This is a genomic window from Nonomuraea sp. NPDC004186 (assembly GCF_053603495.1).
This window is the reverse complement of record NZ_JBSGFQ010000062.1, coordinates 58,550-81,904: the sequence shown is the minus strand read 5'-3', so window position 1 is coordinate 81,904 and position 23,355 is coordinate 58,550. Positions and strand designations below refer to the sequence as shown.

General features: G+C 69.4%; 20 protein-coding genes. 13 read left to right on the top strand and 7 right to left on the bottom strand.

Going from position 1 to position 23,355, the window contains the following annotated elements:
- Positions 1-39 precede the first annotated feature (39 nt).
- The gene (locus ACWEPL_RS39395) at positions 40-972 is read right to left on the bottom strand and encodes a hypothetical protein (protein WP_452439162.1); all 933 of its coding nucleotides are present in this window, start codon (positions 970-972) and stop codon (positions 40-42) included.
- A gap of 131 nt (positions 973-1,103) precedes the next feature.
- On the opposite strand from ACWEPL_RS39395, the gene ACWEPL_RS39390 reads away from it, so the two are divergent.
- Both ACWEPL_RS39390 and ACWEPL_RS39385 read left to right on the top strand, forming a co-directional pair.
- Entirely contained in the window at positions 1,104-1,616 is a 513-nt protein-coding gene (locus ACWEPL_RS39390) for a SigE family RNA polymerase sigma factor (protein ID WP_350740591.1), read from the top strand.
- Positions 1,603-2,349, top strand: a complete 747-nt coding sequence (locus ACWEPL_RS39385; RefSeq protein WP_452439161.1) for a hypothetical protein — start codon at positions 1,603-1,605, stop codon at positions 2,347-2,349. The genes ACWEPL_RS39390 and ACWEPL_RS39385 overlap by 14 nt, the downstream gene beginning before the upstream one ends.
- 9 nt (positions 2,350-2,358) lie before the next feature.
- Here ACWEPL_RS39385 and ACWEPL_RS39380 read toward each other — a convergent pair whose 3' ends face one another.
- Positions 2,359-3,459 (bottom strand): SGNH/GDSL hydrolase family protein, encoded by a 1,101-nt coding sequence (locus ACWEPL_RS39380; RefSeq protein WP_452439160.1) that lies wholly within the window; start codon positions 3,457-3,459, stop codon positions 2,359-2,361.
- A gap of 198 nt (positions 3,460-3,657) precedes the next feature.
- Between ACWEPL_RS39380 and ACWEPL_RS39375 the strand changes: the two genes are divergently transcribed.
- Positions 3,658-4,089, top strand: a complete 432-nt coding sequence (locus ACWEPL_RS39375; protein ID WP_363966454.1) for a GNAT family N-acetyltransferase — start codon at positions 3,658-3,660, stop codon at positions 4,087-4,089.
- Positions 4,090-4,098: 9 nt separating this feature from the next.
- Here the strand turns inward: ACWEPL_RS39375 and ACWEPL_RS39370 are convergent, their stop codons facing one another.
- Positions 4,099-4,488, bottom strand: coding sequence for a VOC family protein (locus tag ACWEPL_RS39370; protein ID WP_363966452.1), 390 nt, complete (start codon positions 4,486-4,488; stop codon positions 4,099-4,101).
- Between the two features lie 90 nt (positions 4,489-4,578).
- On the opposite strand from ACWEPL_RS39370, the gene ACWEPL_RS39365 reads away from it, so the two are divergent.
- A complete protein-coding gene (locus ACWEPL_RS39365) occupies positions 4,579-5,523 on the top strand; it encodes a helix-turn-helix transcriptional regulator (protein ID WP_452439159.1) in 945 nt (314 codons plus the stop codon).
- A 34-nt stretch (positions 5,524-5,557) separates the two neighbouring features.
- Here ACWEPL_RS39365 and ACWEPL_RS39360 read toward each other — a convergent pair whose 3' ends face one another.
- From ACWEPL_RS39360 to pdxR, 3 genes are all read right to left on the bottom strand, one after another.
- Complete coding sequence (locus ACWEPL_RS39360) at positions 5,558-7,021, bottom strand: aminotransferase class I/II-fold pyridoxal phosphate-dependent enzyme (protein WP_452439158.1); 1,464 nt, start codon at positions 7,019-7,021, stop codon at positions 5,558-5,560.
- Positions 7,022-7,123: 102 nt separating this feature from the next.
- Positions 7,124-7,327 carry a DUF4236 domain-containing protein gene (locus tag ACWEPL_RS39355; protein WP_355204864.1) on the bottom strand — a complete coding sequence of 68 codons (204 nt, stop codon included), beginning with the start codon at positions 7,325-7,327 and terminating at the stop codon, positions 7,124-7,126.
- A 51-nt stretch (positions 7,328-7,378) separates the two neighbouring features.
- Positions 7,379-8,803 carry a MocR-like pyridoxine biosynthesis transcription factor PdxR gene (gene pdxR, locus ACWEPL_RS39350; RefSeq protein WP_452439157.1) on the bottom strand — a complete coding sequence of 475 codons (1,425 nt, stop codon included), beginning with the start codon at positions 8,801-8,803 and terminating at the stop codon, positions 7,379-7,381.
- A gap of 78 nt (positions 8,804-8,881) precedes the next feature.
- On the opposite strand from pdxR, the gene ACWEPL_RS39345 reads away from it, so the two are divergent.
- Positions 8,882-9,631, top strand: a complete 750-nt coding sequence (locus ACWEPL_RS39345) for a metallophosphoesterase (RefSeq protein WP_452439156.1) — start codon at positions 8,882-8,884, stop codon at positions 9,629-9,631.
- Between the two features lie 39 nt (positions 9,632-9,670).
- On the opposite strand, the gene ACWEPL_RS39340 is transcribed toward ACWEPL_RS39345, so the two are convergent.
- Positions 9,671-13,078, bottom strand: coding sequence for an alpha-L-arabinofuranosidase C-terminal domain-containing protein (locus ACWEPL_RS39340; RefSeq protein WP_452439155.1), 3,408 nt, complete (start codon positions 13,076-13,078; stop codon positions 9,671-9,673).
- Between the two features lie 381 nt (positions 13,079-13,459).
- Between ACWEPL_RS39340 and ACWEPL_RS39335 the strand changes: the two genes are divergently transcribed.
- The 8 genes from ACWEPL_RS39335 to ACWEPL_RS39300 all read left to right on the top strand — a co-directional run bounded on the left by ACWEPL_RS39335 (position 13,460) and on the right by ACWEPL_RS39300 (position 23,313).
- Positions 13,460-14,386, top strand: a complete 927-nt coding sequence (locus ACWEPL_RS39335; protein WP_452439154.1) for an ABC transporter substrate-binding protein — start codon at positions 13,460-13,462, stop codon at positions 14,384-14,386.
- 222 nt (positions 14,387-14,608) lie between these two features.
- The gene (locus ACWEPL_RS39330) at positions 14,609-16,120 is read left to right on the top strand and encodes a sugar ABC transporter ATP-binding protein (protein ID WP_452439153.1); all 1,512 of its coding nucleotides are present in this window, start codon (positions 14,609-14,611) and stop codon (positions 16,118-16,120) included.
- Positions 16,117-17,130, top strand: coding sequence for an ABC transporter permease (locus ACWEPL_RS39325; RefSeq protein WP_363966438.1), 1,014 nt, complete (start codon positions 16,117-16,119; stop codon positions 17,128-17,130). The genes ACWEPL_RS39330 and ACWEPL_RS39325 overlap by 4 nt, the downstream gene beginning before the upstream one ends.
- Positions 17,127-18,110, top strand: coding sequence for a galactofuranose ABC transporter, permease protein YjfF (yjfF, locus tag ACWEPL_RS39320; RefSeq protein WP_363966436.1), 984 nt, complete (start codon positions 17,127-17,129; stop codon positions 18,108-18,110). The genes ACWEPL_RS39325 and yjfF overlap by 4 nt, the downstream gene beginning before the upstream one ends.
- A gap of 192 nt (positions 18,111-18,302) precedes the next feature.
- Positions 18,303-19,418, top strand: coding sequence for a multiple monosaccharide ABC transporter substrate-binding protein (chvE, locus tag ACWEPL_RS39315; protein ID WP_363966434.1), 1,116 nt, complete (start codon positions 18,303-18,305; stop codon positions 19,416-19,418).
- A gap of 59 nt (positions 19,419-19,477) precedes the next feature.
- On the top strand, positions 19,478-21,010 hold the full coding sequence (mmsA, locus tag ACWEPL_RS39310; RefSeq protein WP_363966432.1) for a multiple monosaccharide ABC transporter ATP-binding protein: 1,533 nt from the start codon (positions 19,478-19,480) through the stop codon (positions 21,008-21,010).
- Positions 21,007-22,266, top strand: coding sequence for a multiple monosaccharide ABC transporter permease (mmsB, locus tag ACWEPL_RS39305; protein ID WP_363966430.1), 1,260 nt, complete (start codon positions 21,007-21,009; stop codon positions 22,264-22,266). Before mmsA ends, mmsB begins: the two co-directional genes overlap by 4 nt.
- A 63-nt stretch (positions 22,267-22,329) precedes the next feature.
- Positions 22,330-23,313, top strand: a complete 984-nt coding sequence (locus tag ACWEPL_RS39300) for a LacI family DNA-binding transcriptional regulator (protein ID WP_350741823.1) — start codon at positions 22,330-22,332, stop codon at positions 23,311-23,313.
- Positions 23,314-23,355: the final 42 nt, after the last annotated feature.

Here is a 23,355-nt window from a genome sequence, read left to right as displayed (position 1 = left end):
GGCCCGTCCGGACGGGCCTTCGCGCCTGTTCCGTCCGCTTTACGGCAGGGCGAGCACGGCCGGCTCGGCGTTGGTCCAGCCGGCCTGGAGCACGGTCTGGCTCATGGTCTTGTTCGGGAACACCTTGCCGTCCTTCAAGGTCGTCTGGCTGTTGGACAGCAGGAGCATCGTGGCGGTGTCGACGACCAGGTCGGTCGTGACCTTGATCGTCTCCTCCTTCTGGCCGGCCGGCTGATAGCCGATCGAGAGGGTCTCGCCGGTTCTGCCGGCGCCGTCCACGGACTTTCCGCGCGAGCTGACGCCGGGCATCGTCAGCAGGGCCTGGTAGGCCGCGGCGCGGACCTCCTTCGGCGCCGGGAGCTCGTGGAGCAGCGAGGGCAGCGTCGAGGTGACGTTCCTGTCCACGGCGCGCTCCGGCACCCGTGAGACCCGCGCGGCCTGCGCGAGCCAGGACTTCAACGCGTCCGGGTTCGCGGGCAGCCGCTGGACCTCGTCGTACGTCAGCCGCTGCCCGATCAGGAAGAACGTGTTGTCACCCCGTACGGGGGTGACGTGGCCCTTGGTGGGCGTGGTGGACAGCGACACGGTCTGGCCGTTGGCGGTGCGGGTCCACTTGGTGGGGGAGCCGTCGCGGCGCCACGCCGCGCGGTCCGCCGCGCTCTGCGGGTACGCCCCCAGCTCCCGCGATCCGACCCAGCGTCTGCCGTCGGGCGCCGTCCATTCCTCGGTGAGCGACTGCTGGACCACCGAGTAGCGGTTCGCGCCGCTGCCGACCTGACGGGGCTCCGGGCGCTGCGACAGCACTCTCGTATGCCAGTACGCACCCTCCGGCGGAGCCGACGCGGCGGCCGTGAGCCGGGCCTCCGGTGCCTTCGCGAGCTGTGGCAGACCCAGCAGGGCGGCGGTGCCCACGGCGGCCAGGCCGGCCCCGAGGGCGATCAGCGGCCGGGCCGGTGCGGTCGCGCGCTTCATGTGCTTCCTCCAGAAATCCGGTTCGATGTCCTCAAATACGCCCGGGCGTCGGGCAAGGTTGCCCGCGGGCGCCTGGCAACTGTTTGGAGCGGCCGAGGCGTATTAGGAGGCGTGAAACTGGACAGACAGCCGTGAGCGGCGCGGAGCATGACTTCGGCGCGTTCGTGGCCGCAAGGGCCACGACCCTGTTGCGGGTCGCCTATCTCGCCTGCGGAGACGAGGCGGAGGCGGAGGACCTGCTGCAGACGGCGCTGGAGCGTACGTACAAGAACTGGGACCGGGTGCGGCGCGACACCGTCGAGCCTTATGTGCGCCGCGTCATCATCAACACCGCCATCAGCCGGGCCCGGCGCCGGGCGATCCTGCACATCATCCCGATGCGCGTGCCGCCGGAGAGAGCGGCCCGCTCGACCGACGTCGACCTGCGTCACGTGCTCATGGACGCGCTGCGCGGCCTGCCTCCCCGGCAGCGTGCGGTGGTCGTCCTGCGGTACTGGGAGGACCTCAGCGAGACGCAGACCGCGGAGGTGCTCGGCTGCACGCTCGGCACGGTGAAGAGTCAGGCGTCGAAGGCGATGGCCAAGCTGCGGACGGCACTCGGCGAGGAAGCCGTGGAAGGAGTGATCGGGAATGCCCATGCTTGAGGACCAGCTCCGCCAGATCATGGCGGAGGAGACCGCGCGACTGCACGCCGCGCCCGACCTCGTGGAGCGGGTCGTCCGGTCCTCGCGGCGGAAGCGGATCCGCGGCCGGATCGCGACGGCGGCCACGTCGCTGGCCGTGGCCGCGGCGGTGCCCCTCTACCTGACGGCGGCCCCGGGCGCCGTGCAGACGTCCGTCGTCTCCGAGACGCCGGATCCATCCGCCTCCGAGACGCTGGGTCCGCCTGCCATCGACGACACCCCGCCGGTGCGGTCCGAGCCTCCGAACCTCGGGGATCTGGGCGACGGAAGGGCGTTCAAGCACGTCAGGGTGGGTTACCTGCCAGACGGCCTGCGGTGGTCCAACTGGTCGCTGGACTTCGGCGAGAGCTACACGACCTCGTGGAACTACGACGGCGACAAGACCGGCTTCTACTGCGTCCAGATCTACGTGTACGAGGGCAAGACCGTCCAGGAGATCGACGATCGCGTGCAGGTGCACCGCGACGAGGGGGAAGGCGAGGAGGTGACCGTCGGCGACCGGACCGGGTACCTGATCGTCGAAGGGGTCGGCGAGGACGGCATGAAGGGCACCCCCACGCTCTTCCTGAACATGGGCGAGCAGCGGAGGGCTGAGATCATGTTCAGCCCGGTGTACGTGAAGAAATTCCGCGACGCCAAGGCCGTCGACCGCGAGCTGATCAAGATCGCCGAAGGGCTCACCGCCGTCGACTAGGGGCTTGAGCTACCAGCGCAGCGGGAGGGTGGCGATGAACTCGCCGAGGCGGTCGGCGATGATCCGGTGGTCGTGGACGGACGGGTGCCAGTGGCAGCCGAGGTAGTCGAGGCCGGATTCGCTGTAGTACCAGTAACGGATCCGGTCGTCGCCCCCGCTGTTGCGCTCCTGGACGATCTGCCGCGCGATCTCGGCGAACACGGTGGTGTTGGACATGTAGGTGGCGCTGACCACGATGGTCGTGCGGGGGCCGTACCGTGACCGGAGCTTGTCGAGGAAGCCCTGGTAAGCGGTGCGATAAGCAGCGGCCAGAGTGTCCGGCGTCCACGGTTCGCCCGGGTTGATGGCGGTGGAGAAGTCGTTGATGCCCAGGCCGATCACGACCAGCTGGGGATGCCAGGTGCCCGGGTTCTGCCAGACGTCGCCGGCGACGTTCAGCAGGGCCCGGTCGTAGTAGGTGCGGTAGTCGGTGCCGGGGTCGCTGCCGTTGTAGTTGCGCACCATGCCGCGGCCGGAGAAGGCGTTGAGCTGGTAGTCGGCGTTCAGGCGGCGCGCGGTGAGGGCGCCGAAGCTGAGGTTGGCGTCGGTGGTGCGGGCGACCTTGTCGGCGGTGCAGTCGCGGCTGTCGGAGCGGTTGCCGTAGCCGACGGTGTAGGAGTCGCCGATGAACTCGATCTGCCGGTGGCGCGCGGCGGGCCTGCCGAGGATCGCGCCGCCCGGGGCGGCGACGAAGCCGCCGAAGGCGCTCGTGGCCCACGGGCTCTCGGTGCGTTTGACCAGCCGTACGCGGTGCGTGCCCCGGGCCAGGCCGTTGACCCAGTACGTGGTCCGGCCCGGGGTCACCAGGGTGGCGACGGTCGAGCCGTCGACCTCGACCTCGTAGTCGTTGTCGGAGTCGTCGAGGACGATCCCGACGCCGGTGCCGCGGAAGCGGCCCTCGAAGTAGACGCCGGGCCAGCTGTACTGAAGGGAGTTCCCGCCGGCCTTGACGCGTCCGGCGGTGTGCACCTTGGCGATGGCGCCGGACAAGGGGGTCGCGCTCGCGACGCCGGGCAGCACCAGGGCGCCCGTCAACGCGGCCAGGACTACGGTCACACGCACAGTTCGCACGGCTTCTCCTTCGCGGCTGGGCGATTGTAACGAGCGCTTGCCCGGATGCCGCAAGATCTGATTCCGCCCCCTGTGCGCCGACCAGGCCTTTCACCGTCAGCCCGATGAACGGATCCTGAAACTAACCACACTCTCCCGAATCCGGCGGCCCGAATAGGCTGGGAAGCGTCGACTTTATACAGGGGAGTCCCATAAGTGGTGAGCATCGCTCAGGAGACGTCGTTCGACGAGGCCGAGATCTTCGAGCTGTACGACTCGGTCGGCTGGCAGCCCTGGACCCGCGACATCGCCAAGGTGTGCAGGAGCCTGGTGAACTCGCATCTCGTCCTCGTCGCCAGGGACGCGGACGGGCGGCTGCTCGGCCTGGCCCGGACGGTGTCCGATGACGAGATGGTCTGCTACGTGCAGGAACTGCTCGTCAACAGGAGATTCCACGGTCAGGGGATCGGCCGGCTGCTGCTGGAGCGGTTGAAGGAGCGGTACGCGCACTGCCGCTACTTCGTGCTGACCACCGACCACGAGTCCACCCCCGAAGGGGTCGCCAACCATGCCTTCTACCGGCGGATGGGCCTGATCGAGCACCACGAGCAGGGGCTGTCGGCCTTCGGGCTGAAGGTCGACAACTCCTGAGCGGTCCCGTCACTTGGCGAGCACGTCCAGGTAGTGCTGGTTGTACATGACGCCGAGGATGTTGCCGAACGGGTCGATCACGGACGCGGTGACGAACCCCTCGCCGTGCTTCCTGATCCCCTGGTGCTCCTTGGCCCCCAGGGCGGCGAGCCGGTCGAGGGCGGCCTCCAGGTCGTCCACGTGCCAGTACGTGATCGAGCCCGCGGGCCCGTCGGTCGCGCCCGCCGGGGCGTAGCGGGCGTCGATGATGCCCAGCTCGTGCTGGTGGTCGCCGACGCGGAACTCGATGTAGCCCGGCACCTGGTAGTAGGGCTCGATACCGAGCAGCTCGGTGTACCAGGCCTTGGCCGCCTCGAGGTCGGCTGCGTAGAAGCTGATCGTGGCGAATCCGCGGAGCATCTGTGTGGTCCTTCCTTCCGGGTGATGTCTATGATTCTTCCGGTCAAAGTGCTCATCCAATGAGCACTTTAATGAGGAGAATTTCCAGCCATGCGAGCCGATCGACTTGTGGCCGTCCTGCTGCTCATGCAGTCGCGCGGCCGGGTGACCGCGGCCGGGCTGGCCGCGGAGCTGGAGGTGTCCGTGGCCACCGCGCGCCGGGACCTCGAGGCGCTGTCCGCGGCGGGCGTGCCGGTATATCCGCAGGCCGGGCGCGGGGGCGGCTGGTCCCTGCTGGGCGGCGCCAGGACCGACCTCAGCGGCCTCACCGCCAACGAGGCCGAGGCGCTGTTCCTGCTGGCCGGCCCGGCCGCGTCCGCCACACCCGAGGTCAAGTCCGCGCTGCGCAAGCTGGTGCGGGCCCTGCCCCAGACGTTCAGGGACGACGCCGAGGCCGCCGCCGACGCCGTGGTGATCGACCCCACCGGCTGGGGCGAGCGCGACCCCGACCGGCCCGAGCTGGTGCGGATCCTGCAGAGCGCCACCGTGAGACGCCGCAAGGTCAGGCTCGGGTACGAGGGCCGCTCCGGCGAACGTACGCACCGGCTCGTCGACCCCTGGGGCCTGGTGGACAAGGACGACGTCTGGTACCTGATCGCCGGCACCGAGGCCGGGCAGCGCACGTTCCGGGTGGACCGGATCGCCGAGGCCGAGGTGACGGAGCTGACCTTCCAGCGGCCGGAGGGGTTCGTGCTGTCGGAGGCGTGGGGGAAGGTCGTGGACGAGATGGAGCGGCGGCGCTCGCTGCTGTCCGCGACCGTGCTCATCGCCGAGCGGTTCCTGCCGGTGCTGCGCCACCAGTTCGGGCGCCACTGCGAGGTCGAGCGCGTCGAGGAGGACGGGCGGGTCAGGGCACGCGTGGCGGCGCCCATGGCGTTGTCGATCGCCGAGCAGCTGGCCGGATGGGGTGCGACGGTGGAGGTCGTGGAGCCGGAGGAGGTCAGGGTCCAGCTGGCCAGGATCGGGTCCGAGCTCGTGGAGCGCTACCGCGTCTGAGCTGTGAGGGCCTGAGCTGTGAGGGCCTGAGCCGTCAGGGGAGCGTGGCCGACAGGGCCGCGTGCTCCCACCGGATCTGCTCCCACGCCCGCTCCACGTGCCGCCGCTCCGTCGCCACGCCGCCGATGGCCATCCGCAGCACCACCCGGTCATCGATCCTGGTGTGCGTCATGTACATGGACCCGCCGGCGTTGAGCAGCTCCAGCAGCCGCATCGTGGCCCGGTCCGCCTCGTCCGCCGCCAGGCCCGGCCACACCGGGCGGAAGCACACGAGCCCGAGCGGGTGCGGCTCGTGCACCTCGAAGCCCGGGTCCGCGGAGATCCACGACGCCAGCTCCTGCGCCAGCGCCACCCCCTTGCGAATGTGCGCGCGCAGCCCCTCGGCCCCGTACCAGCGGATCACCGACCACAGCTTCAATGCCCTGAAGCGCCGGCCCAGCGGCACCTGCCAGTCCCGGTAGTCGACGACGGAGCCGGTCGCGGTGGCGGGGTTCCTGAGGAACTCGGGCATGACCGACAGCGCGTCGAGCAGCGGGGCGCGGTCGGCCGTCCAGAGCACGGTGCAGTCGAAGTTGGTCAGCAGCCATTTGTGCGGGTTCGTGGAGTAGGAGTCGGCGTACTCGGCCACGCCCTCGTTCAGCCACCGGAGCTCGGGGCAGATTGCCGCGACCCCGGCGTAGGCCGCGTCCACGTGCAGCCAGATCCCGCGTTCGCGGCACAGCTCGCCGATCGCGGGCACCGGGTCGACGGCGGTGGTGGAGGTGGTGCCGACGGTGGCGCACACCATGACCGGCACGGCGCCGTCCGCTTCGTCCTGGTCCAGCAGGGTCCGCAGGTGGTCGGGGTCCATGGCCAGCGTACGGGGATCGACGTCCACCACCCGTACGCCGGCCGCCCCCAGCCCCGTGATCCGCGCCGCCCGCTCCAGCGACGAGTGCGTCTGGGACGACACGTAGATCGTGTACCTCCGGGTGACGCCGTCGGAGGCGACCCGGCCGCCGCTCGCCCGGTGCAGCGCGGCCAGCAGCGCGACCAGGCAGGCACTCGACGCCGAGTCCTGGATGACGCCGCCGCCCGCCCGGTCCGTACGGAAATGCTCCGGCAGGCCGAGCAGCCCGGCCAGCCAGTCGACCACCACGGTCTCCAGCTCCGTGCACGCCGGGCTGGTCACCCAGAGCATGCCCTGCACGCCGAGCCCGCCGGACAGCAGGTCGCCCAGGATGGCCGGGCCGCTGGCGTTGGAGGGGAAGTAGGCGAAGAAGCCGGGATGCTGCCAGTGCGTGATGCCGGGCAGCAGGATCCGCCCCAGGTCCGACAGCACGGCCTCGAACGGCTCGCCGTGCTCGGGCGCCACGGCCGGCAGCGCGCGGCGGATGTCCCCCGGTCTCACCTGGGACATGACGGGATGGGACTCGATGCCGGCGAGATAGTCCGCGATCCAGTCGACGACCTGCCTGCCGTGGCGGCGGAACTCCTCGGGGCTCATGTGACCGCTCATCCGACCACTCTGATCGCCTGGCGGGCGTCGGGAAAGGGGACGGGCCGGAGGCTTTGCCGCCTCCGGCCCGTCTATGTCGAGCGGTCGATCGACCGCCTTGGGTCAGTAATGTCCGCGGTGGCGCCGGCCGCCGAACGACTTGCCGAGGTGGAAGCCGCCGGGCAGGTGCACGGAGACGTGGCGGCGGCCGTCGGGAGTGGTCGTGACGTGGAAGCGGCGGTTGCCGTAGCTGTGGCCGACGCCGCGACGTGACAGGTTGATCCGGAACGGGCCCACCTTGATGGTCTTGCGGTAGTGCCAGCCCATGTCCCTCCTTCGCCGTTTGTGCGCTCACCCTGACAACGGACGGGGCCGCCGTCAGGTTCCGGCGAGTACCCGGGCCAGGGCTTCGAGGGCGTGCGGGTAGGCGCGTTCGGACGCGGCGGCGTACCCGATGAGCAGGCCGCCGGGGCCGTCGCCGCGCCAGAGCGGGGAGGCGGCGCGCAGCGCGATGCCCCTGCGCTCGCACTCGGCCAGCAGGTCCCCTTCCGCGGGACCCTCCTCCGGGAGCAGGAGGAGCGCGCGCAGCCCCGCGGCCACCCCGGGCAGGGCGACGCCGGGCAGCGGCTGGCCGGGCCCGGGGCCGAGCCGGGCGAGCAGCAGCTCGCGGCGGCGGCGATAGCGCAGGCGGGCGGCGCGGATGTGGCGGTCGTAGTCGTGGGTCTCGATCAGCCTCGCCAGCACGAGCTGGCCGAGCACCTCGGTGTGGGTGTCGGTGTGCAGCTTGGCCTCGGCCACGGGGCCGATCAAGGACGGAGGCACCGCCATCCAGCCCAGGCGCAGGGCCGGGGCGAGGGACTCGGAGGTGGTGCCGACGTACACGACCCCATCGGGCGCGGTCCCCTGGAACGCGCCGACCGGCTGCCGGTCGTAGCGGAACTCCCCGTCGTAGTCGTCCTCCACGACGAGCCCGCCCCACTCGCGCAGCGCGCGGCGGCGGGCGGGGTGCAGGGGCACGCCCGTGGGGTACTGGTGCGCGGGCGTGACGACGGCCGCCGCGGTCGCGCCGGTGAGCGTGTCCACCTGGGCGCCCAGCCCGTCCACGGGCAGCGGTACGGTCTCGCGCCCGGCACGGCGCAGCACCTCGCGGTAGAAGTCGTGCCCCGGCTCCTCCGTGGCGATCGGGCCGTCGATCACCTGGACGAGCAGGTTGAGCGCCTGGACGAACCCCGTCGTGACCACGATCAGGTCCGGCGTGGTGATCACCCCGCGCGTCCTGGCGAGGTAGCCGACCAGCGCCGCCCGCAGCTCGATCCGGCCGCGCGGGTCGCACGGGCCGAGGACCTCGGCGGGTGCGGTGGAGAGCACGTGCCGGGTGGCCCGCAGCCACGCCCGCGCCGGAAACGCCGACACGTCGGGCTGCCCGGGCCGCAGGTCATGCAGCGGCGCCCCAGGGGGTCCGGCCGGCAGCCGCAGGTCATACCCCGGCCCGGGGGAGGGCTCGGACGGCGGTTCCGGACGGGTCGGCGTGGTGGGGGACACGTCGGCGACCTCGGTGGCCGAGCCCGGGCGGGTGGCCAGGTAGCCCTCGGCGACGAGCTGGTCGTAGGCCGCGCTCACCGTGCCGCGCGACAGCCCCAGCTCCGCCGCCAGCGACCGCGTCGAAGGCAGCCGCGTGCCGCGCGGCAGCCGCCCGTCCCGGACCGCCTGCCGCAGCGCCTCCTCCAGCCCGCGCCGCCGCCCGCCGCCGGTGGAGACCTCCAGATGCAGGTCCACCCCGAAACCGGCCCAATCTTTCCGCACAGAACCGGATCTTACGCATGGTCCGGTACCCGGGCCTACGGTAGGTGAGCAGGCAGAACCCGGAAGGACGACGTCAACATGATCGTGATCGCTCACCTGAGCGACATCCACATCGGCGCGACGCCCCAGAGCGTCGACCGCGCCACCTCCGTCATGCGCTACCTCGACGCGCTCCCCGCCGACCTCGACGCCGTGCTCGTCACCGGCGACATCGCCGACCACGGCCTCCCCGAGGAGTACGAGGAGGCGCGCAAGCTGCTCTCCTCCCGCCACCCCGTCCTGGTCGGCCCGGGCAACCACGACGTGCGGGAGCAGTTCCGCCGCGTCCTGCTGGGCGACCGGAGCGGCGGCGCGGGCCCGATCAACCAGGTCCTGCGCACGGACAGGGCCGTCTACGCCATGTGCGACTCCTCCATCCCCGGCGAGGACTCGGGCCATCTGGACGACGAGACGCTGGCCTGGCTGGACGACGTGCTCGCGGGCGCGGACCGGTCGGTGTTCGTGGCCTTCCACCACCCGCCCACGCTGCTGCACAGCCAGGTGGTCGACGGCATCAGGCTGCACCGGTCCGAGCCCCTGGAAGAGCTGCTCGGGCGGCATCCGGACGTGCCCGCCGTGCTGGTCGGCCACGCCCACACGGGCGCCGCCACCACCTTCGCCGGCCGCCCGCTGCTGGCCGCCCCCGGCGTCGTGTCTACGCTGAAGCTGCCGTGGGAGGGCGGAACGACGTTCGCCAACTGCGCGGACTACGACCTCCCGCCGGCGATCGCGTTCCACGTGCTCGACGACACGGGCCGGATGACCACGCACTACCGGGTCGTCGCGTAGCCGCCGGGCGGGCCTCCAGGAGGAGGCCCGCCCGCGCCGTCATCGCTCGGTCAGCCGTACGAACGTCACCGAGTGCGCGGGGAAGTCGTAGGTGAAGGCCGAGGAGAAGCCGTGCACCTGCCGCTCCACCGGCGCCACCCGCTCCGGCTCGGAGAGCGAGTTCGTGTCGGACGGCGAGCCCGTCAGCGTGGTCACCGTGGCGACCGGCCGGAACCGCGCCGCGCCGAGGTCCACACTGCCGCGTACGGACGTGTCCCGCACGTTGACGACCTTGAGCGTCACGGACTTCCCGTCTCTGGACACCACCTGGTAGAGCGGCTCCACGACGGCGTCGTCCACGAAGTCGTTGATCTTCTGCCCGTCCAGCCAGGTCGTGATCCGCCGCCCGCTCACCTGGATCTTGATCCGGTAGTCGCGGCCGGTCTCGATCGTGGTGGCGGAGGTGGCGATCGAGGACTTGGCGCCGTTGGCGGCCTTCTCTATGGCGGACTGGGTGTTGCCCCAGCCGCCGAGGTTCCACCAGTAGAAGTTGCCGGTGTCCTTGACCCCGAACATGATCAGGAAGCCCTCGGCCCCGGCGGTCTTCCTGGCGGTGACCTCCATCGTGTAGTTCGACCAGTCGGCCGAGCCCGCCGTGGACCTGGCGTCCGTCACCTGGGCGGTCTGCGCGTAGGCGCCGTCCTGCACGGCCCAGGTCCCCAGACCGGGGGTCCACCTGCCGGCTCCGGCCGAGAAGTCGTCCGCCAGCAGCGTGGTCCCGTCGGCCGCGGTGACCTTCACGTCGTCGTACCGGACGGCGGTGTTCCACGCGCCGAGCCCCACCGCGCCGCCGATGTCCTCGACCGTCCCGCCCTCGCCCGTGAAGGTGCTGGGCAGCACCCGGTCGCCGACGTTGGCGGAGAAGAGGCGCTGCACGTAGTAGTTCGGCGAGCCGTAGACCTGGTCGTTGTCGAACCAGATGAGATCCGGCGTCCAGTCCACGTAGTCCACGTTGGCCAGCAGCGGCGCGTACGACGCCAGCCGCACGACGTCGGAGTTGCGCTCCAGGCCCGTCATGTACGACGCCTCCGCCAGCGCGTTGTGCCACGTGTTGCCGCGCGAGGCGTACTCGCCCACGAACACCTTCGGCCCGCCGCGGTCATAGGCGTCGTAGCGGTGGTTGTTGGTCAGGAACCACTCCGGGCTGTTGTAGTAGTGCTCGTCGACGAGGTCGGCCTTCTGGTCGCGGGCGAACTGCCACATCCGGTCGAACCAGGCGCCCTGTGACGTCTGCCCCGCGTTGCTGATGATCTTGACGTCCGGGTACCTGGCCCTGATGGCGTCCGCGAACTTCGGATAGTTCGCGAAGAACTCGGGGTAGATCTCCTCGTTCCCGAGCCCGATGTACTCCAGCCCGAACGGCTTCGGATGCCCGAGCCGGGCCCGCTTCCCGCCCCACTCCGAGGTGACCGGCCCGTTGGCGAACTCGATCAGGTCGAGCGTGTCCTGCACCCACCGGGCCAGCTTGGCCTCGTCGGTCAGCGGCCGGTTCTCGCCGCACCCGTTCACGCCCACCGACAGCACCGGCAGCGCCCGCGCCCCGATGTCCTCGGCGAACTGGAAGTACTCGTAGTAGCCGAGGCCGTAGGACTGGTTGTAGCCCCAGAAGTTGAAGTTGGTCGGCCGCTCCTCGACCGGGCCGATCGTCTCCTTCCACTGGTAGATGCGCCGCCGGTCCTGGTTGTCCGCGTACGGGTCGTACGTGCCGACGTTCGTCACGCACCCGCCGGGGAAGCGCAGGAACCTGGGCTTCAGGCCGGCGACCATCCTGGCCAGGTCCGTCCGCATGCCGTGCCCCTTGAACGTGTCACGCGGGAACAGCGACACCATGTCCAGGTCGGTCCGCCCGCCCGGCGCCAGCACCATCAGCCGCCCCGCGTCCGTCGTCCCCGAGGCCGTGAACGACGCGGTGTACTTCGCCCAGCCGCCGGCCTTCACCCGCAGCGTGACCGTGCCGAGCACGGTGGAGCCGCTCTCGACCGAGACCGTCAGCGGCCCGGCCGCGTCACGCCTGGCCCAGAACGACATGTCGTACCGCTTGCCCTGCTTCACGGGGATGCCGCGGTTGAACCCGGCGTTGCTCGCGCCCGCGGTGCCGTCGCCGGTCACGTCGAGCCGCAGGTAGTTGCGGTTGGCGGCGTTCAGCGGCCGGTCGGTGCCGATCGCGAGCTCGGCGGTGGCGCCGCGTTCGTCCTTGGACCACGCGGTCAGGCCCGTGTAGGAGCGCTCGTCCACGCTGTTGAACTCGAACGAGCGGTTCTGCACCAGCTCGGCGTAGAGCCCGCCGTCGGCGGCGTGGTTGATGTCCTCGTAGAAGACCCCGTAGAGGTCGGGGCTGACCTCGGTGCCCCTGGCCCCGGTGTCCACGGCCAGCTTGCCCGAGCTGTAGCCCTCGACCCTGAACTTCGTGATCGCGCTCCCCACGACCAGGGTGCCGTCGCCGACGGAGACGTTCTGGCCGCCCGAGGAGAGCACGACCTTGCCGCCGCCCGCGTCCTTGAGCCGGAAGACCGACGCGGTCCCGCCCAGCCGCACCTTCCCGGCGGAGACCCGCAGGAACTCGCCGCTCGCCACGTCCTTCAGCGTCACGCCGTCACCGGCGGCCGTGGCCGTGAGGGCCAGGCTGGTCATCCCCGCCTTCGCCGACGCCCGCACCACCCCCGACGGGCCGGCCGACAGGTACGGCAGCGCGCCGGAGCGCAGCGTAAACGCCCCGGACGGCACCACCGGCCTGCCCTCGCTCGCCTTGATCGCGATGTAGTCGAACGCCGCCGTCACCGACGTGCCGTTCTGCGCCGACAGCGCGAACAGGCCGAGCTGCTTGACGTCCAGCTTCGCGCTCACCTTGGCCGCCTGCACCCAGGCTGACCCGTCCCAGTACGAGGAGACGAACTCGTCGCCGGTCCTGGCCAGCTTGACGATCTCGCCGGTCGAGCCGGGCCGGGCCGCGAAGCTCGCGTTGAACGAGGCCCCGACCTCGGTGTCCGTCTCGATCACCGGCCCGCCCGCGGACCCGACGTGGGCGAGCCCGGCGCGTACGTAGTTGTCCCAGTCCTGCCAGGCCAGCAGGCCCGCGCTCTGGTAGTCCAGCGCGACCGGGGCGCTCAGCTTGGTGACCACCTCGAAGTCGCCGGCGGGGACCTCCACGAGGAAGAGGTTCCTGGCGGTGTTGGTGCCCTGGTACGTGTCGCCGGTCAGGCTCTCCACGCGCAGCGCGCCGCCCGACAGCGACCAGCGGGAGCTGTCCGGCGACAACACCGTCCAGTCCTCGCCGAGCGCGGTGCCGTCGAACTGGTCGACCACTGCGCCGTCCGGGATGGGCTCGGCAAGCGAGGCCGCCGCGGTCGCCGGCGGTGGCGCCACCAGCGAGGCCGCCAGGAGCAGGGCGGATAAGGCGATTCGCGTCATGAGCGGGGGGCTCCTCAAGGTTGTTAGCGTTAACAAGGCGAGTGAGCGTTAACAACGGCGATCCGCGACAAGTTAAGGACTGGCCCAGACCCTCGTCAAGGCCCAGCCCATGTGATCCGACCGTAATCAGGCGGCCCCTTGACGAGACCGGTTGTTAACGTTCACAGTCGGGGCGAGCTCACCAAGCACTTCAAGCATCCTCAGCACATCGAAAAGTAGGCGTCGGCGACGCCCTCGGGGACCGGTGTGGCCGGTGCGTAGGCCGTTGCGCAAGGCAGGAAGGCGCCGGCGTCCCGCATTGGGATGTTAGCGCTCACATGAGAAGGGAACCCCCACGTGTTGAAGAGGATCTCGGCTTTAGTTCTCGCCGGTCTGACCGCGATGTCCATGACCGCCTGCGGCAGCGGCGGTGGCGGCGGTGGTGGCGGCGGCTCGATCACCATGGGCTTCTCCCAGGTGGGAGCGGAGAGCGGGTGGCGCACCGCGAACACCAAGTCCGTGCAGGACTCGGCCAAGACCGCGGGCATCACGCTCAAGTTCTCCGACGCCCAGCAGAAGCAGGAGAACCAGATCAAGGCCATCCGCTCCTACATCCAGCAGAAGGTGGACATCATCGCCTTCTCGCCGGTGGTGGAGTCCGGCTGGGACACGGTGCTCAAGGAGGCCAAGGACGCGAAGATCCCGGTCATCCTGACCGACCGCGCCGTGGACTCCAAGGACACCTCCCTCTACAAGACCTTCCTCGGCTCGGACTTCGTCGAGGAGGGCAAGAAGGCCGGCCAGTGGCTGGTGAACGAGTACAAGGACGCCAAGGACCCGGTGAACATCGTCGAGCTTCAGGGCACGACGGGCTCGGCCCCGGCCAACGACCGGAAGTCCGGCTTCCAGGGGGTCATCGGGGCCGATCCCAAGTTCAGGATCATCGCCTCGCAGACCGGCGACTTCACCAGGGCCAAGGGCAAGGAGGTCATGGAGGCCTTCCTGAAGTCGAACCCGGACATCGACGTCCTCTACGCCCACAACGATGACATGGGCCTGGGCGCGATCGAGGCCATCGAGGGCGCGGGCAAGGTGCCCGGCAAGGACATCAAGATCATCACCGTGGACGCCGTCAAGGACGGCATGCAGGCGCTCGCCGACGGGAAGATCAACTACATCGTCGAGTGCTCGCCGCTGCTCGGCCCGCAGCTCATGGACCTGGCCAAGAAGGTCGTCAAGGGTGAGCAGGTGCCGGCCCGCGTGGTGACCGAGGAGACCACGTTCACGCAGGAGCAGGCCAAGCAGGTCCTCTCCTCCCGCCAGTACTGACCCGCCTTCCGGCCGCGCGCCTCCGTACTCCGGCTGGGGTCCCTTGGGATGGAGGGAGTGGCGAAAGCGCCGCCGTACTCCGGCCGGGGTCCTGGGCACTTCCACCAGCCGGGGTGCGCGGGGCGCGGCCGTCCTTCCGGACGCCCCCGGGCCCTGGACCGGGGCGCAAGGGAGGCGTAGTGACGAGGCAAGGCGCGGTTTTCCTGCCATATGAGGAGAGACATGGTCACACCCGCGCCGGTCCTGACGATGAGCGGGATCGGCAAGCAGTTCCCTGGCGTGAAAGCCCTGGACGGCGTCGACCTGCGGCTGCTATCGGGCGAGGTGCACGCGCTCATGGGAGAGAACGGCGCGGGCAAGTCCACCCTGATCAAGGTGCTCACCGGCGTCCACCCCGCCGACGCGGGCACCATCGAGCTGGGCGGCGCGCCCGTCGCGTTCGGCAGCCCCCTGGAGGCGCAGCAGGCCGGCATCAGCACGGTCTACCAGGAGGTCAACCTCTGCACGAACCTCTCGGTGGCCGAGAACATCTTCATCGGCCGCGAGCCCCGGAAAAGGGGACGCATCGACTGGAAACGGATGCGCGCCAGGGCCGCCGAGCTGCTGTCCCGGCTGGAGCTGAGCGTGGACGTGTCGGCGCCGCTGTCGACGTACTCGCTGGCCGTCCAGCAGATGGTGGCCATCGCGCGGGCGATCGACATCGAGGCGAGGGTGCTCATCCTGGACGAGCCCACCTCCAGCCTGGACGCCGACGAGGTCGAGCAGCTCTTCCGGGTGATGAGGCGGCTGAAGGAGGAGGGCATCGCCATCCTCTTCGTCTCCCACTTCCTCGACCAGATCTACGAGATCTCGGACCGCATGACGATCCTGCGCAACGGCAGGCTCGTCGGCGAGTACCTCACCGATCGGCTCCCGCAGGTCGAGCTGGTCGCCAAGATGATCGGCCAGGAGCTGGCCGCGCTGGAACGGCTGCACGGTGAGGCCAAGGTCTTCGACCGGCCGCTGGTCGAGGCGCGCGAGCTGGGCCGGCCGGGAGCCATCGAGCCGTTCACGCTCACGATCCACGAGGGCGAGGTGGTGGGCCTGGCCGGGCTGCTCGGCTCCGGCCGTACGGAGATCGCGCGGCTGCTGTTCGGCGCCGACCACGCGGGCACGGGCGAGATCGCGGTCGGCGGGACCCCGGCGTCGTTGCGCACGCCCCGCGCGGCCATGAACCACAAGATCGCGTTCTGCTCCGAGAACCGCAAGGCCGACGGCCTCATCCCCGACCTCACCGTGCGCGAGAACATCATCCTCGCCCTCCAGGCCACCAGGGGCTGGACCAGGCCGGTGCCGCGCGAGCAGCAGGACGAGCTGGTCGGCAGGTACGTCAAGGCCCTGAAGATCAGCCCGCCCAACCCCGAGCACCTCGTACGCAACCTCAGCGGCGGCAACCAGCAGAAGGTCGTGCTGGCCAGATGGCTCATCCTCGAGCCGCGCCTGCTCATCCTGGACGAGCCCACCCGGGGCATCGACGTCGGGGCGAAGACCGAGATCCAGCGCCTGGTGGCCGAGCTGTCCGACGGCGGCATGGCGGTGCTGTTCATCTCGGCCGAGCTGGAGGAGGTGCTGCGGCTCAGCCACAAGGTCGAGGTGCTGCGCGACCGGCGGCTGGTGGCCGAGCTGCCCAACGACGACGAGCTCACGACGGACGTGCTCATGGAAACGATCGCGAGCGGAGGCCGGACCTCATGAGGCGGCTGCTCTGGCCGGTGGTGGTCCTCGTACTGCTGCTGGCGCTGAACGTGTTCTTCACGCCCAGCTTCTTCTCGATCCAGGTCAGGGAAGGCCACCTGTACGGGAGCCTGATCGACATCCTGCGCTTCGGCGCCCCGCTGATCCTGGTCTCGCTCGGGATGACGCTGGTCATCGCCACCGGCGGCATCGACCTGTCGGTGGGCTCGGTGGTGGCGATCTCGGGGGCGCTGGCCTGCCTGCAGATCAGCGAGGACGCGAGCCTGTTCACCGCCGTGGCGGCCGCGCTCGGACTCTGCCTGGTGCTGGGCGCCTGGAACGGGTTCCTGGTCGCGACCGTCGGCATCCAGCCGATCATCGCCACGCTCATCCTCATGGTGGCCGGGCGCGGCCTGGCCCAGCTCATCACCGACGGGCAGATCATCACCGTCAACAGCCCGGCGTACAAGGTGATCGGCGGCGGCTACTGGCTGACCGTGCCGTTCGGCATCATCATCGTGCTCGGCGTGCTGGCGATCACGGCGTTCCTCACCCGGCGGCTGGCGCTGGGCATGCTGATCGAGTCGGTCGGCGGCAACGCCGAGGCCAGCCGGCTGGCGGGCATCAGGGCACGCGGGATCATCATCATGGTGTACGCGTTCGCCGCGCTGTGCGCGGGCGTGGCCGGGCTGATGATCAGCTCGAACGTCTCCAGCGCCGACGGCAACAACGCCGGCCTGTGGATCGAGCTGGACGCCATCCTGGCCGTCGTGATCGGCGGCACGTCGCTGTCCGGCGGCCGGTTCTCGCTCGGCGGCACCGTGCTGGGCGCGCTGATCATCCAGACCCTGACCACGACGATCTACTCGATCGGCGTGCCACCGGAGACCACGCTGCTGTTCAAGGCGCTGGTCGTGACGGCGGTCTGCCTCATCCAGTCCCCGTCCTTCCGTGAGAAGGCGTTCCGCAGACGCGGCCGCGCCGCGCCCGCCGGTCCGGTGGCCGAGGAGAAGGTGCGAGTGACCACATGAGCACGCTGACGATCGGGCGGGCGAGCGTGCCCGCCAAGTATTTGCCGGTCCTCGTGACCGGGTGCCTGTTCCTGGCCATGTTCGTGGTCGGCGGGATCCGCTATGAGGGGTTCGCCAGCGGGCAGGTGGTGCTCAACGTCTTCATCGACAACGCCTTCCTGCTGGTGGTGGCCGTCGGGATGACGTTCGTGATCCTGACCGGGGGCATCGACCTGTCGGTGGGGTCGGTGGTGGCGCTGTCCACGATGATCTCGGCCAGCCTCATGGCGGGGCCGGGGTGGCCGCCGTACCTGGTGATCCCGCTGGTGCTGGTCATCGGGTCGGGGCTGGGGCTGGTGATGGGGTACATCGTGCACGCCTTCGACATCCAGCCGTTCATCGTGACGCTGGCGGGCATGTTCTTGGCGCGGGGGCTGTGTTACACGATCGGCACGGACTCGATCCCGATCAACGATCCCACCTTCACGGCGTTCGCGCAGGCGAGGATCGACCTGTTCGCCGACATGTGGATATCACCCAGTGTGATCATCGCCGTGGTGGTCGTGCTGGTGGCGGCGTACGTGCTGCACTACACCCGGCTCGGCCGCGCGGTGTACGCGACCGGCGGCAGCGAGCAGTCGGCGCTGCTGATGGGGCTGCCCGTGGGCCGGACGAAGATCGCGGTCTACACGATCAGCGGGTTCTGCTCGGCGCTGGGCGGTGTGCTGCTGTCGTTCTACATGCTCTCCGGCTACGGGCTGCACGCCGTGGGCATGGAGCTGGACGCGATCGCGGCGGTCGTCATCGGCGGCACCCTGCTGACCGGCGGCAGCGGCTTCCTGCTGGGCACCGTCCTCGGGGTGCTCGTGCTGGGCCTGATCCAGACGATCATCAGTTTCGAGGGGACACTGTCCTCATGGTGGACCAAGATCTTCATCGGAATGTTGCTCTTCGTCTTCATCTTGCTGCAGCGCCTGTTTTCGGCCCGTGCGAGGCGCTGACCTGCGGTGAAAGTTACCTGAAAGTTTCCGGTAGGTTATGCGCGCCCGTTGACACGAGCGTTGTTAGCGATAACAATCGGCGGAAGCGAACGAGAATTATGTTCTGATTCGTTACTTTCTGTAATCGAATTCCTCGCTCTACCGGCAGTTGCCGCGTCCAGCGCTGCCGGACCCCCATCGCAAGGAGATGACATGAGGTTGGGACGAATCGGGGGCGTGGTATCCGTCATCGCGCTCGCCGCGACGATGACGGCCTGCGGGTCGAGCACGAAGACCGTCGACGCCCAGGCTTCCGCCTCGGCCTCCGCCGGAAGCGGGGGCGCCCTGATCGGCGTCACCATGCCCACGAAGTCGTCGGAGCGCTGGATCCACGACGGCGACAACGTCAAGCAGCAGCTGGAGAAGCTGGGCTACAAGGTCGACCTCCAGTACGCGGAGAACGACATCCCGACGCAGGCCAACCAGATCGAGAACCAGATCACCAAGGGCGCCAAGCTCCTGATCATCGCCTCGATCGACGGCACCGCCATCACCTCCCAGCTCCAGCAGGCCGCCGACAACAAGATCCCGGTCATCGCCTATGACCGTCTGATCCGCAACAGCCCGAACGTCGACTACTACGCCACCTTCGACAACTTCAAGGTGGGCGTGCAGCAGGCGACCTCGCTGCTCAAGGGCCTCGGCGTCGAGGACGGCAAGAAGGGCCCGTTCAACGTCGAGCTGTTCGGCGGCTCGCCCGACGACAACAACGCCACGTTCTTCTGGAACGGCGCCATGTCGGTGCTCAAGCCGAAGATCGACGACGGCACCCTGAAGATCGCGAGCGGTCAGACCGACTTCAAGCAGGCCGCCATCCTGCGGTGGGACCCCGCCACGGCGCAGAAGCGCATGGAGGACATCCTCACCAAGACCTACGGCGGCAAGAAGGTGGACGGCGTGCTGTCGCCGTACGACGGTCTGTCGATCGGCATCCTGTCGGCGCTCAAGAGCTCCGGCTACGGCACCAGCGGCCAGCCGTACCCGATCGTGACCGGCCAGGACGCCGAGCTCGCGTCGGTGAAGTCGATCATCGCCGGTGAGCAGTACTCCACCATCTTCAAGGACACCCGCAAGCTCGCCGAGCAGACGGTGAAGATGGCCGACTCCGTGCTCAAGGGCCAGAAGCCCGAGGTCAACAACGAGAAGGACTACGACAACGGCAACAAGGTCGTCCCGTCGTACCTGCTCGACCCGGTGATCGTGGACAAGAGCAACTACAAGGAAGTCATCATCGGCGGCAACTATTACACCGAGGACCAGCTCAAGTAAGGGCCAGAGCCCCGGGGACCCCAGGGGTCCCCGGGGCTTCCTCTCTGAGCGAGGGAAATATGACCGAGCACATCTTGCGGATGAGCGGGATCACCAAGACCTTCCCCGGCGTCAAGGCGCTGCAGAACGTCAACCTGTCCGTCCGGCGGGGCGAGATCCACGCCATCTGCGGCGAGAACGGCGCCGGCAAGTCGACGCTGATGAAGGTGCTTTCCGGGGTCTACCCGCACGGCGAGTACGAGGGCGAGATCACCTTCGAGGGCAGGACGGTCGAGTTCGGCGGCATCCGCGACAGCGAGCACGCCGGCATCGTGATCATCCACCAGGAGCTGGCGCTCAGCCCCCAGCTGTCGATCGCCGAGAACATCTTCCTCGGCAACGAGCGCGCCAAGCGCGGCTTCATCGACTGGAACCGCACCAACTACGAGGCCGGCGAGCTGATGAAGCGGGTCGGCCTGCGTGAGAACCCGACGACGCCGATCGCCGACATCGGCGTGGGCAAGCAGCAGCTCGTCGAGATCGCCAAGGCGCTCTCGAAGGAGGTGAAGCTGCTCATCCTCGACGAGCCGACCGCCGCCCTCAACGACGACGACTCGGCCCACCTGCTCGACCTGCTGCGCGGCCTGCGGGACGAGGGCATCACCTGCGTGATCATCTCTCACAAGCTGAACGAGGTCACCGCCATCGCCGACTCCGTCACGATCATCCGCGACGGGCAGACGATCGAGACCCTCGACATGGCCACCGACGCCGTCACCGAGGACCGCATCATCGCCGGCATGGTCGGCCGGGCGCTCGACAACCGCTTCCCGCCGCACGAGCCGACCATCGGCGACGAGGTGCTGCGCATCGAGGACTGGACGGTCTACAGCCCCAGCCAGCCGGGCCGGAAGGTGGTCGACGGCGCCGCCCTCACGCTGCGCCGGGGCGAGATCGTCGGCCTCGCGGGGCTGATGGGCGCCGGGCGCACCGAGCTGGCGATGAGCGTGTTCGGGCGCGCGTACGGGGTGCACATCTCCGGCAAGATCTTCAAGGACGGCAAGCCGATCGAGATCCGCAACGTGCAGGACGCGATCAAGCACGGCATCGCCTACGCCACCGAGGACCGCAAGCGGTACGGCCTCAACCTCATCGAGGACATCAAGCGCAACATCTCGGCGGCCGGGCTCACCGGGCTGTCCAAGCGCGGCTGGGTCAACGAGAACGAGGAGTACAAGGTCGCCGAGCAGTTCCACAAGAGCATGAACATCAAGGCGCCCACCGTCAACAGCATCGTGGGCAAGCTGAGCGGCGGCAACCAGCAGAAGGTCGTGCTCTCCAAGTGGATCCTGACCGAGCCGGACGTGCTCATCCTCGACGAGCCCACCAGAGGCATCGACGTCGGCGCCAAGTACGAGATCTACACGATCATCAACCGGCTGGCCGACCAGGGCAAGGCCGTGCTCGTGATCTCCTCTGAGCTGCCCGAGCTGCTCGGTCTGTGCGACCGCGTCTACACCCTCTCCGAGGGCCGGATCACCGGCGAGGTGCCGCGCCAGGAGGCCACCCAGGAACACCTCATGTACCTGATGACCAAGGGACAGGAAAAATGAGTAGCATCACGCCCACCGACGTGGAGGTCGGCGCCAAGGGCGACGGAGGAGCTCCACGGCAGCCGGGCAGGGTGTCGCTCGGCGGAGTGTCGCTCAACCTGCGATCCAGCGGCATCTACATCGCCTTCGCGCTGATCGTCGTGCTGTTCTCGGTGCTGACCGACGGCGCGATGCTCACGCCGCAGAACATCTCCAACATCATCGTCCAGAACTCCTACGTCCTGATCCTCGCGATCGGCATGATCCTGATCATCATCGCCGGGCACATCGACCTGTCGGTCGGCTCGGTGGTGGCGGTCACGGGAGCGCTGGCGGCCGTGCTCATGGTGAACATGGGCTGGCCCTGGCCGCTGGCCCTGCTCGTCACGCTGGTGGCCGGGGCGCTGATCGGGGCATGGCAGGGCTACTGGATCGCGTACTTCGGCATCCCGGCGTTCATCGTGACGCTGGCCGGCATGCTGCTGTTCAGGGCGCTGACCCTGACCGTGCTGGGCAACCAGGGCATCGGCCCGTTCCCCGACCAGGTCCGCACGCTGGCCAACGGCTTCACCAACGGTTACCTCAAGAACGTCGGCCTCGGCCCGCTCGGCGGCGCCGACCTGTTCAGCCTGCTGATCGGCGTCGTGGCCATCGCCGGCATGGCGGTCTCCCAGTGGCGCACCCGCAACGCGCGCCAGGGCTACGGGCAGGCCGTGGAGCCGATGGCGCTGTTCGTGCTGAAGCTGGCGGCGGGGGCCGCGCTGATCCTCTTCCTGGTCGTGCAGCTCGCCCGCTTCAAGAACCTCCCGTGGGTGCTGGTGCTGCTGGCGGTGCTCGTGCTCGGCTACTCGCTGATGGCCAACCGCACGGTCTTCGGCCGGCAGATCTACGCCATCGGCGGCAACCTCCAGGCGGCCGTCATGTCCGGCGTGAAGGTCAAGTCGGTGGTCTTCTGGATCTTCGTCAACATGGGCGTGCTGTCGGCCATCGCCGGCATCATCTTCGCCGGCCGGCTCAACCAGGCGGGTCCCACCGCCGGTAACAGCTTCGAGCTGGACGCCATCGCCGCGGCCTTCATCGGCGGCGCGGCCGTCCAGGGCGGTGTCGGCAAGGTGGTCGGCGCCATCACCGGCGGTCTGATCATGGCGGTCATCAACAACGGTATGTCCCTGATCGGCTCGCCCAGCGAGCGGGTCATGCTCGTCAAGGGAGCGGTCCTCCTGGCGGCCGTCGCGTTCGACGTGTGGACCAAGCGCAGGGCAGGTGCCGCGCGTTAGTAAGATCCCCTGAGCCCAGCGAAAGGAGAGACCGTGACGACCCCCAAGCGCCGCCTGCCGGTCATGGCCGATGTGGCCAAGGAGGCGGGCGTGTCGCACCAGACGGTCTCCCGGGTGCTCAACGACCACCCGAACGTCCGGGCGGACACCCGCGCCCGGGTGGAGGAGGCGATCACCCGGCTGGGCTACCGACGTAACCTGGTCGCCCGCGCCCTGGTCACCAAGCGGTCGAGGACGCTCGGCGTGGTGAGCTTCGACACCACGCTGTACGGCCCGGCCAGCACGATCTACGGCATCGAGCAGGCGGCCAGGACCGCGGGCTACTTCGTGAGCATCGTCAGCCTGAAGTCCATCGACGCGGCCAGCGTGCGCGACGCCATCGACTACCTCGCCGAGCAGGGCGTGGACGGGGTCGTGGTGGTCGCGCCGCAGCGCTCGGCCGGGCGCGCACTGGAGAACCTGCCGAGCGGCATGCCGGCGGTTGCGGTCGAGGGCACTCACGCCGCCGACGTGTCGGTGGTCTGCATCGACCAGGTCCAGGGCGCCAGGCTCGCCACCCGCCACCTTCTGGAGCTGGGTCACGAGACCGTCTGGCATGTCAGCGGCGCCCCCGACTGGCTGGAGACCGAGGGCCGGATCGAGGGCTGGCGCGCGGCCCTGGAGGAGGCGGGCCGGCCGGTGCCCGAGCCGCTGGCCGGTGACTGGAGCCCGCGCGCGGGTTACGAGGCCGGCAAGAGCCTGGCGGCGATGGAGGGCGTCACGGCCGTGTTCGCCGGCAACGACCAGATGGCGCTCGGCGTGCTGCGCGCGCTCAGCGAGGCGGGCGTGCGGGTGCCCGACCAGATCAGTGTGGTGGGCTTCGACGACATCCCCGAGTCGGAGTTCTTCTCGCCGCCGCTCACCACGGTCAGGCAGGACTTCGACGTGGTGGGCAGGCACTGCATCGAGGTGCTGCTGCGCCAGATCGACGCCGGGCCCACCGCGTACGAGCGCCTGGTCGTCCCTCCCAGCTTCGTCGTGAGGTCGAGTACCTCGGCTCGGCGGTAGATGATGTGCAGGCCACAGAAAAAATCCCCTGGAGTGGAATGT

What these genes read in the sequence shown, in the direction of transcription:
- ACWEPL_RS39395 (WP_452439162.1), bottom strand. Translation starts at nt 972, where the DNA reads ATGAAGCGCGCGACCGCACCGGCCCGGCCGCTGATCGCCCTCGGGGCC.
- ACWEPL_RS39385 (WP_452439161.1), top strand. Translation starts at nt 1,603, where the DNA reads ATGCCCATGCTTGAGGACCAGCTCCGCCAGATCATGGCGGAGGAGACC.
- ACWEPL_RS39370 (WP_363966452.1), bottom strand. Translation starts at nt 4,488, where the DNA reads ATGCTCCGCGGATTCGCCACGATCAGCTTCTACGCAGCCGACCTCGAG.
- ACWEPL_RS39365 (WP_452439159.1), top strand. Translation starts at nt 4,579, where the DNA reads ATGCGAGCCGATCGACTTGTGGCCGTCCTGCTGCTCATGCAGTCGCGC.
- ACWEPL_RS39360 (WP_452439158.1), bottom strand. Translation starts at nt 7,021, where the DNA reads ATGAGCGGTCACATGAGCCCCGAGGAGTTCCGCCGCCACGGCAGGCAG.
- ACWEPL_RS39355 (WP_355204864.1), bottom strand. Translation starts at nt 7,327, where the DNA reads ATGGGCTGGCACTACCGCAAGACCATCAAGGTGGGCCCGTTCCGGATC.
- ACWEPL_RS39345 (WP_452439156.1), top strand. Translation starts at nt 8,882, where the DNA reads ATGATCGTGATCGCTCACCTGAGCGACATCCACATCGGCGCGACGCCC.
- ACWEPL_RS39340 (WP_452439155.1), bottom strand. Translation starts at nt 13,078, where the DNA reads ATGACGCGAATCGCCTTATCCGCCCTGCTCCTGGCGGCCTCGCTGGTG.
- ACWEPL_RS39335 (WP_452439154.1), top strand. Translation starts at nt 13,460, where the DNA reads ATGTCCATGACCGCCTGCGGCAGCGGCGGTGGCGGCGGTGGTGGCGGC.
- ACWEPL_RS39330 (WP_452439153.1), top strand. Translation starts at nt 14,609, where the DNA reads ATGGTCACACCCGCGCCGGTCCTGACGATGAGCGGGATCGGCAAGCAG.
- ACWEPL_RS39325 (WP_363966438.1), top strand. Translation starts at nt 16,117, where the DNA reads ATGAGGCGGCTGCTCTGGCCGGTGGTGGTCCTCGTACTGCTGCTGGCG.
- yjfF (WP_363966436.1), top strand. Translation starts at nt 17,127, where the DNA reads ATGAGCACGCTGACGATCGGGCGGGCGAGCGTGCCCGCCAAGTATTTG.
- chvE (WP_363966434.1), top strand. Translation starts at nt 18,303, where the DNA reads ATGAGGTTGGGACGAATCGGGGGCGTGGTATCCGTCATCGCGCTCGCC.
- mmsA (WP_363966432.1), top strand. Translation starts at nt 19,478, where the DNA reads ATGACCGAGCACATCTTGCGGATGAGCGGGATCACCAAGACCTTCCCC.
- mmsB (WP_363966430.1), top strand. Translation starts at nt 21,007, where the DNA reads ATGAGTAGCATCACGCCCACCGACGTGGAGGTCGGCGCCAAGGGCGAC.
- ACWEPL_RS39300 (WP_350741823.1), top strand. Translation starts at nt 22,330, where the DNA reads ATGGCCGATGTGGCCAAGGAGGCGGGCGTGTCGCACCAGACGGTCTCC.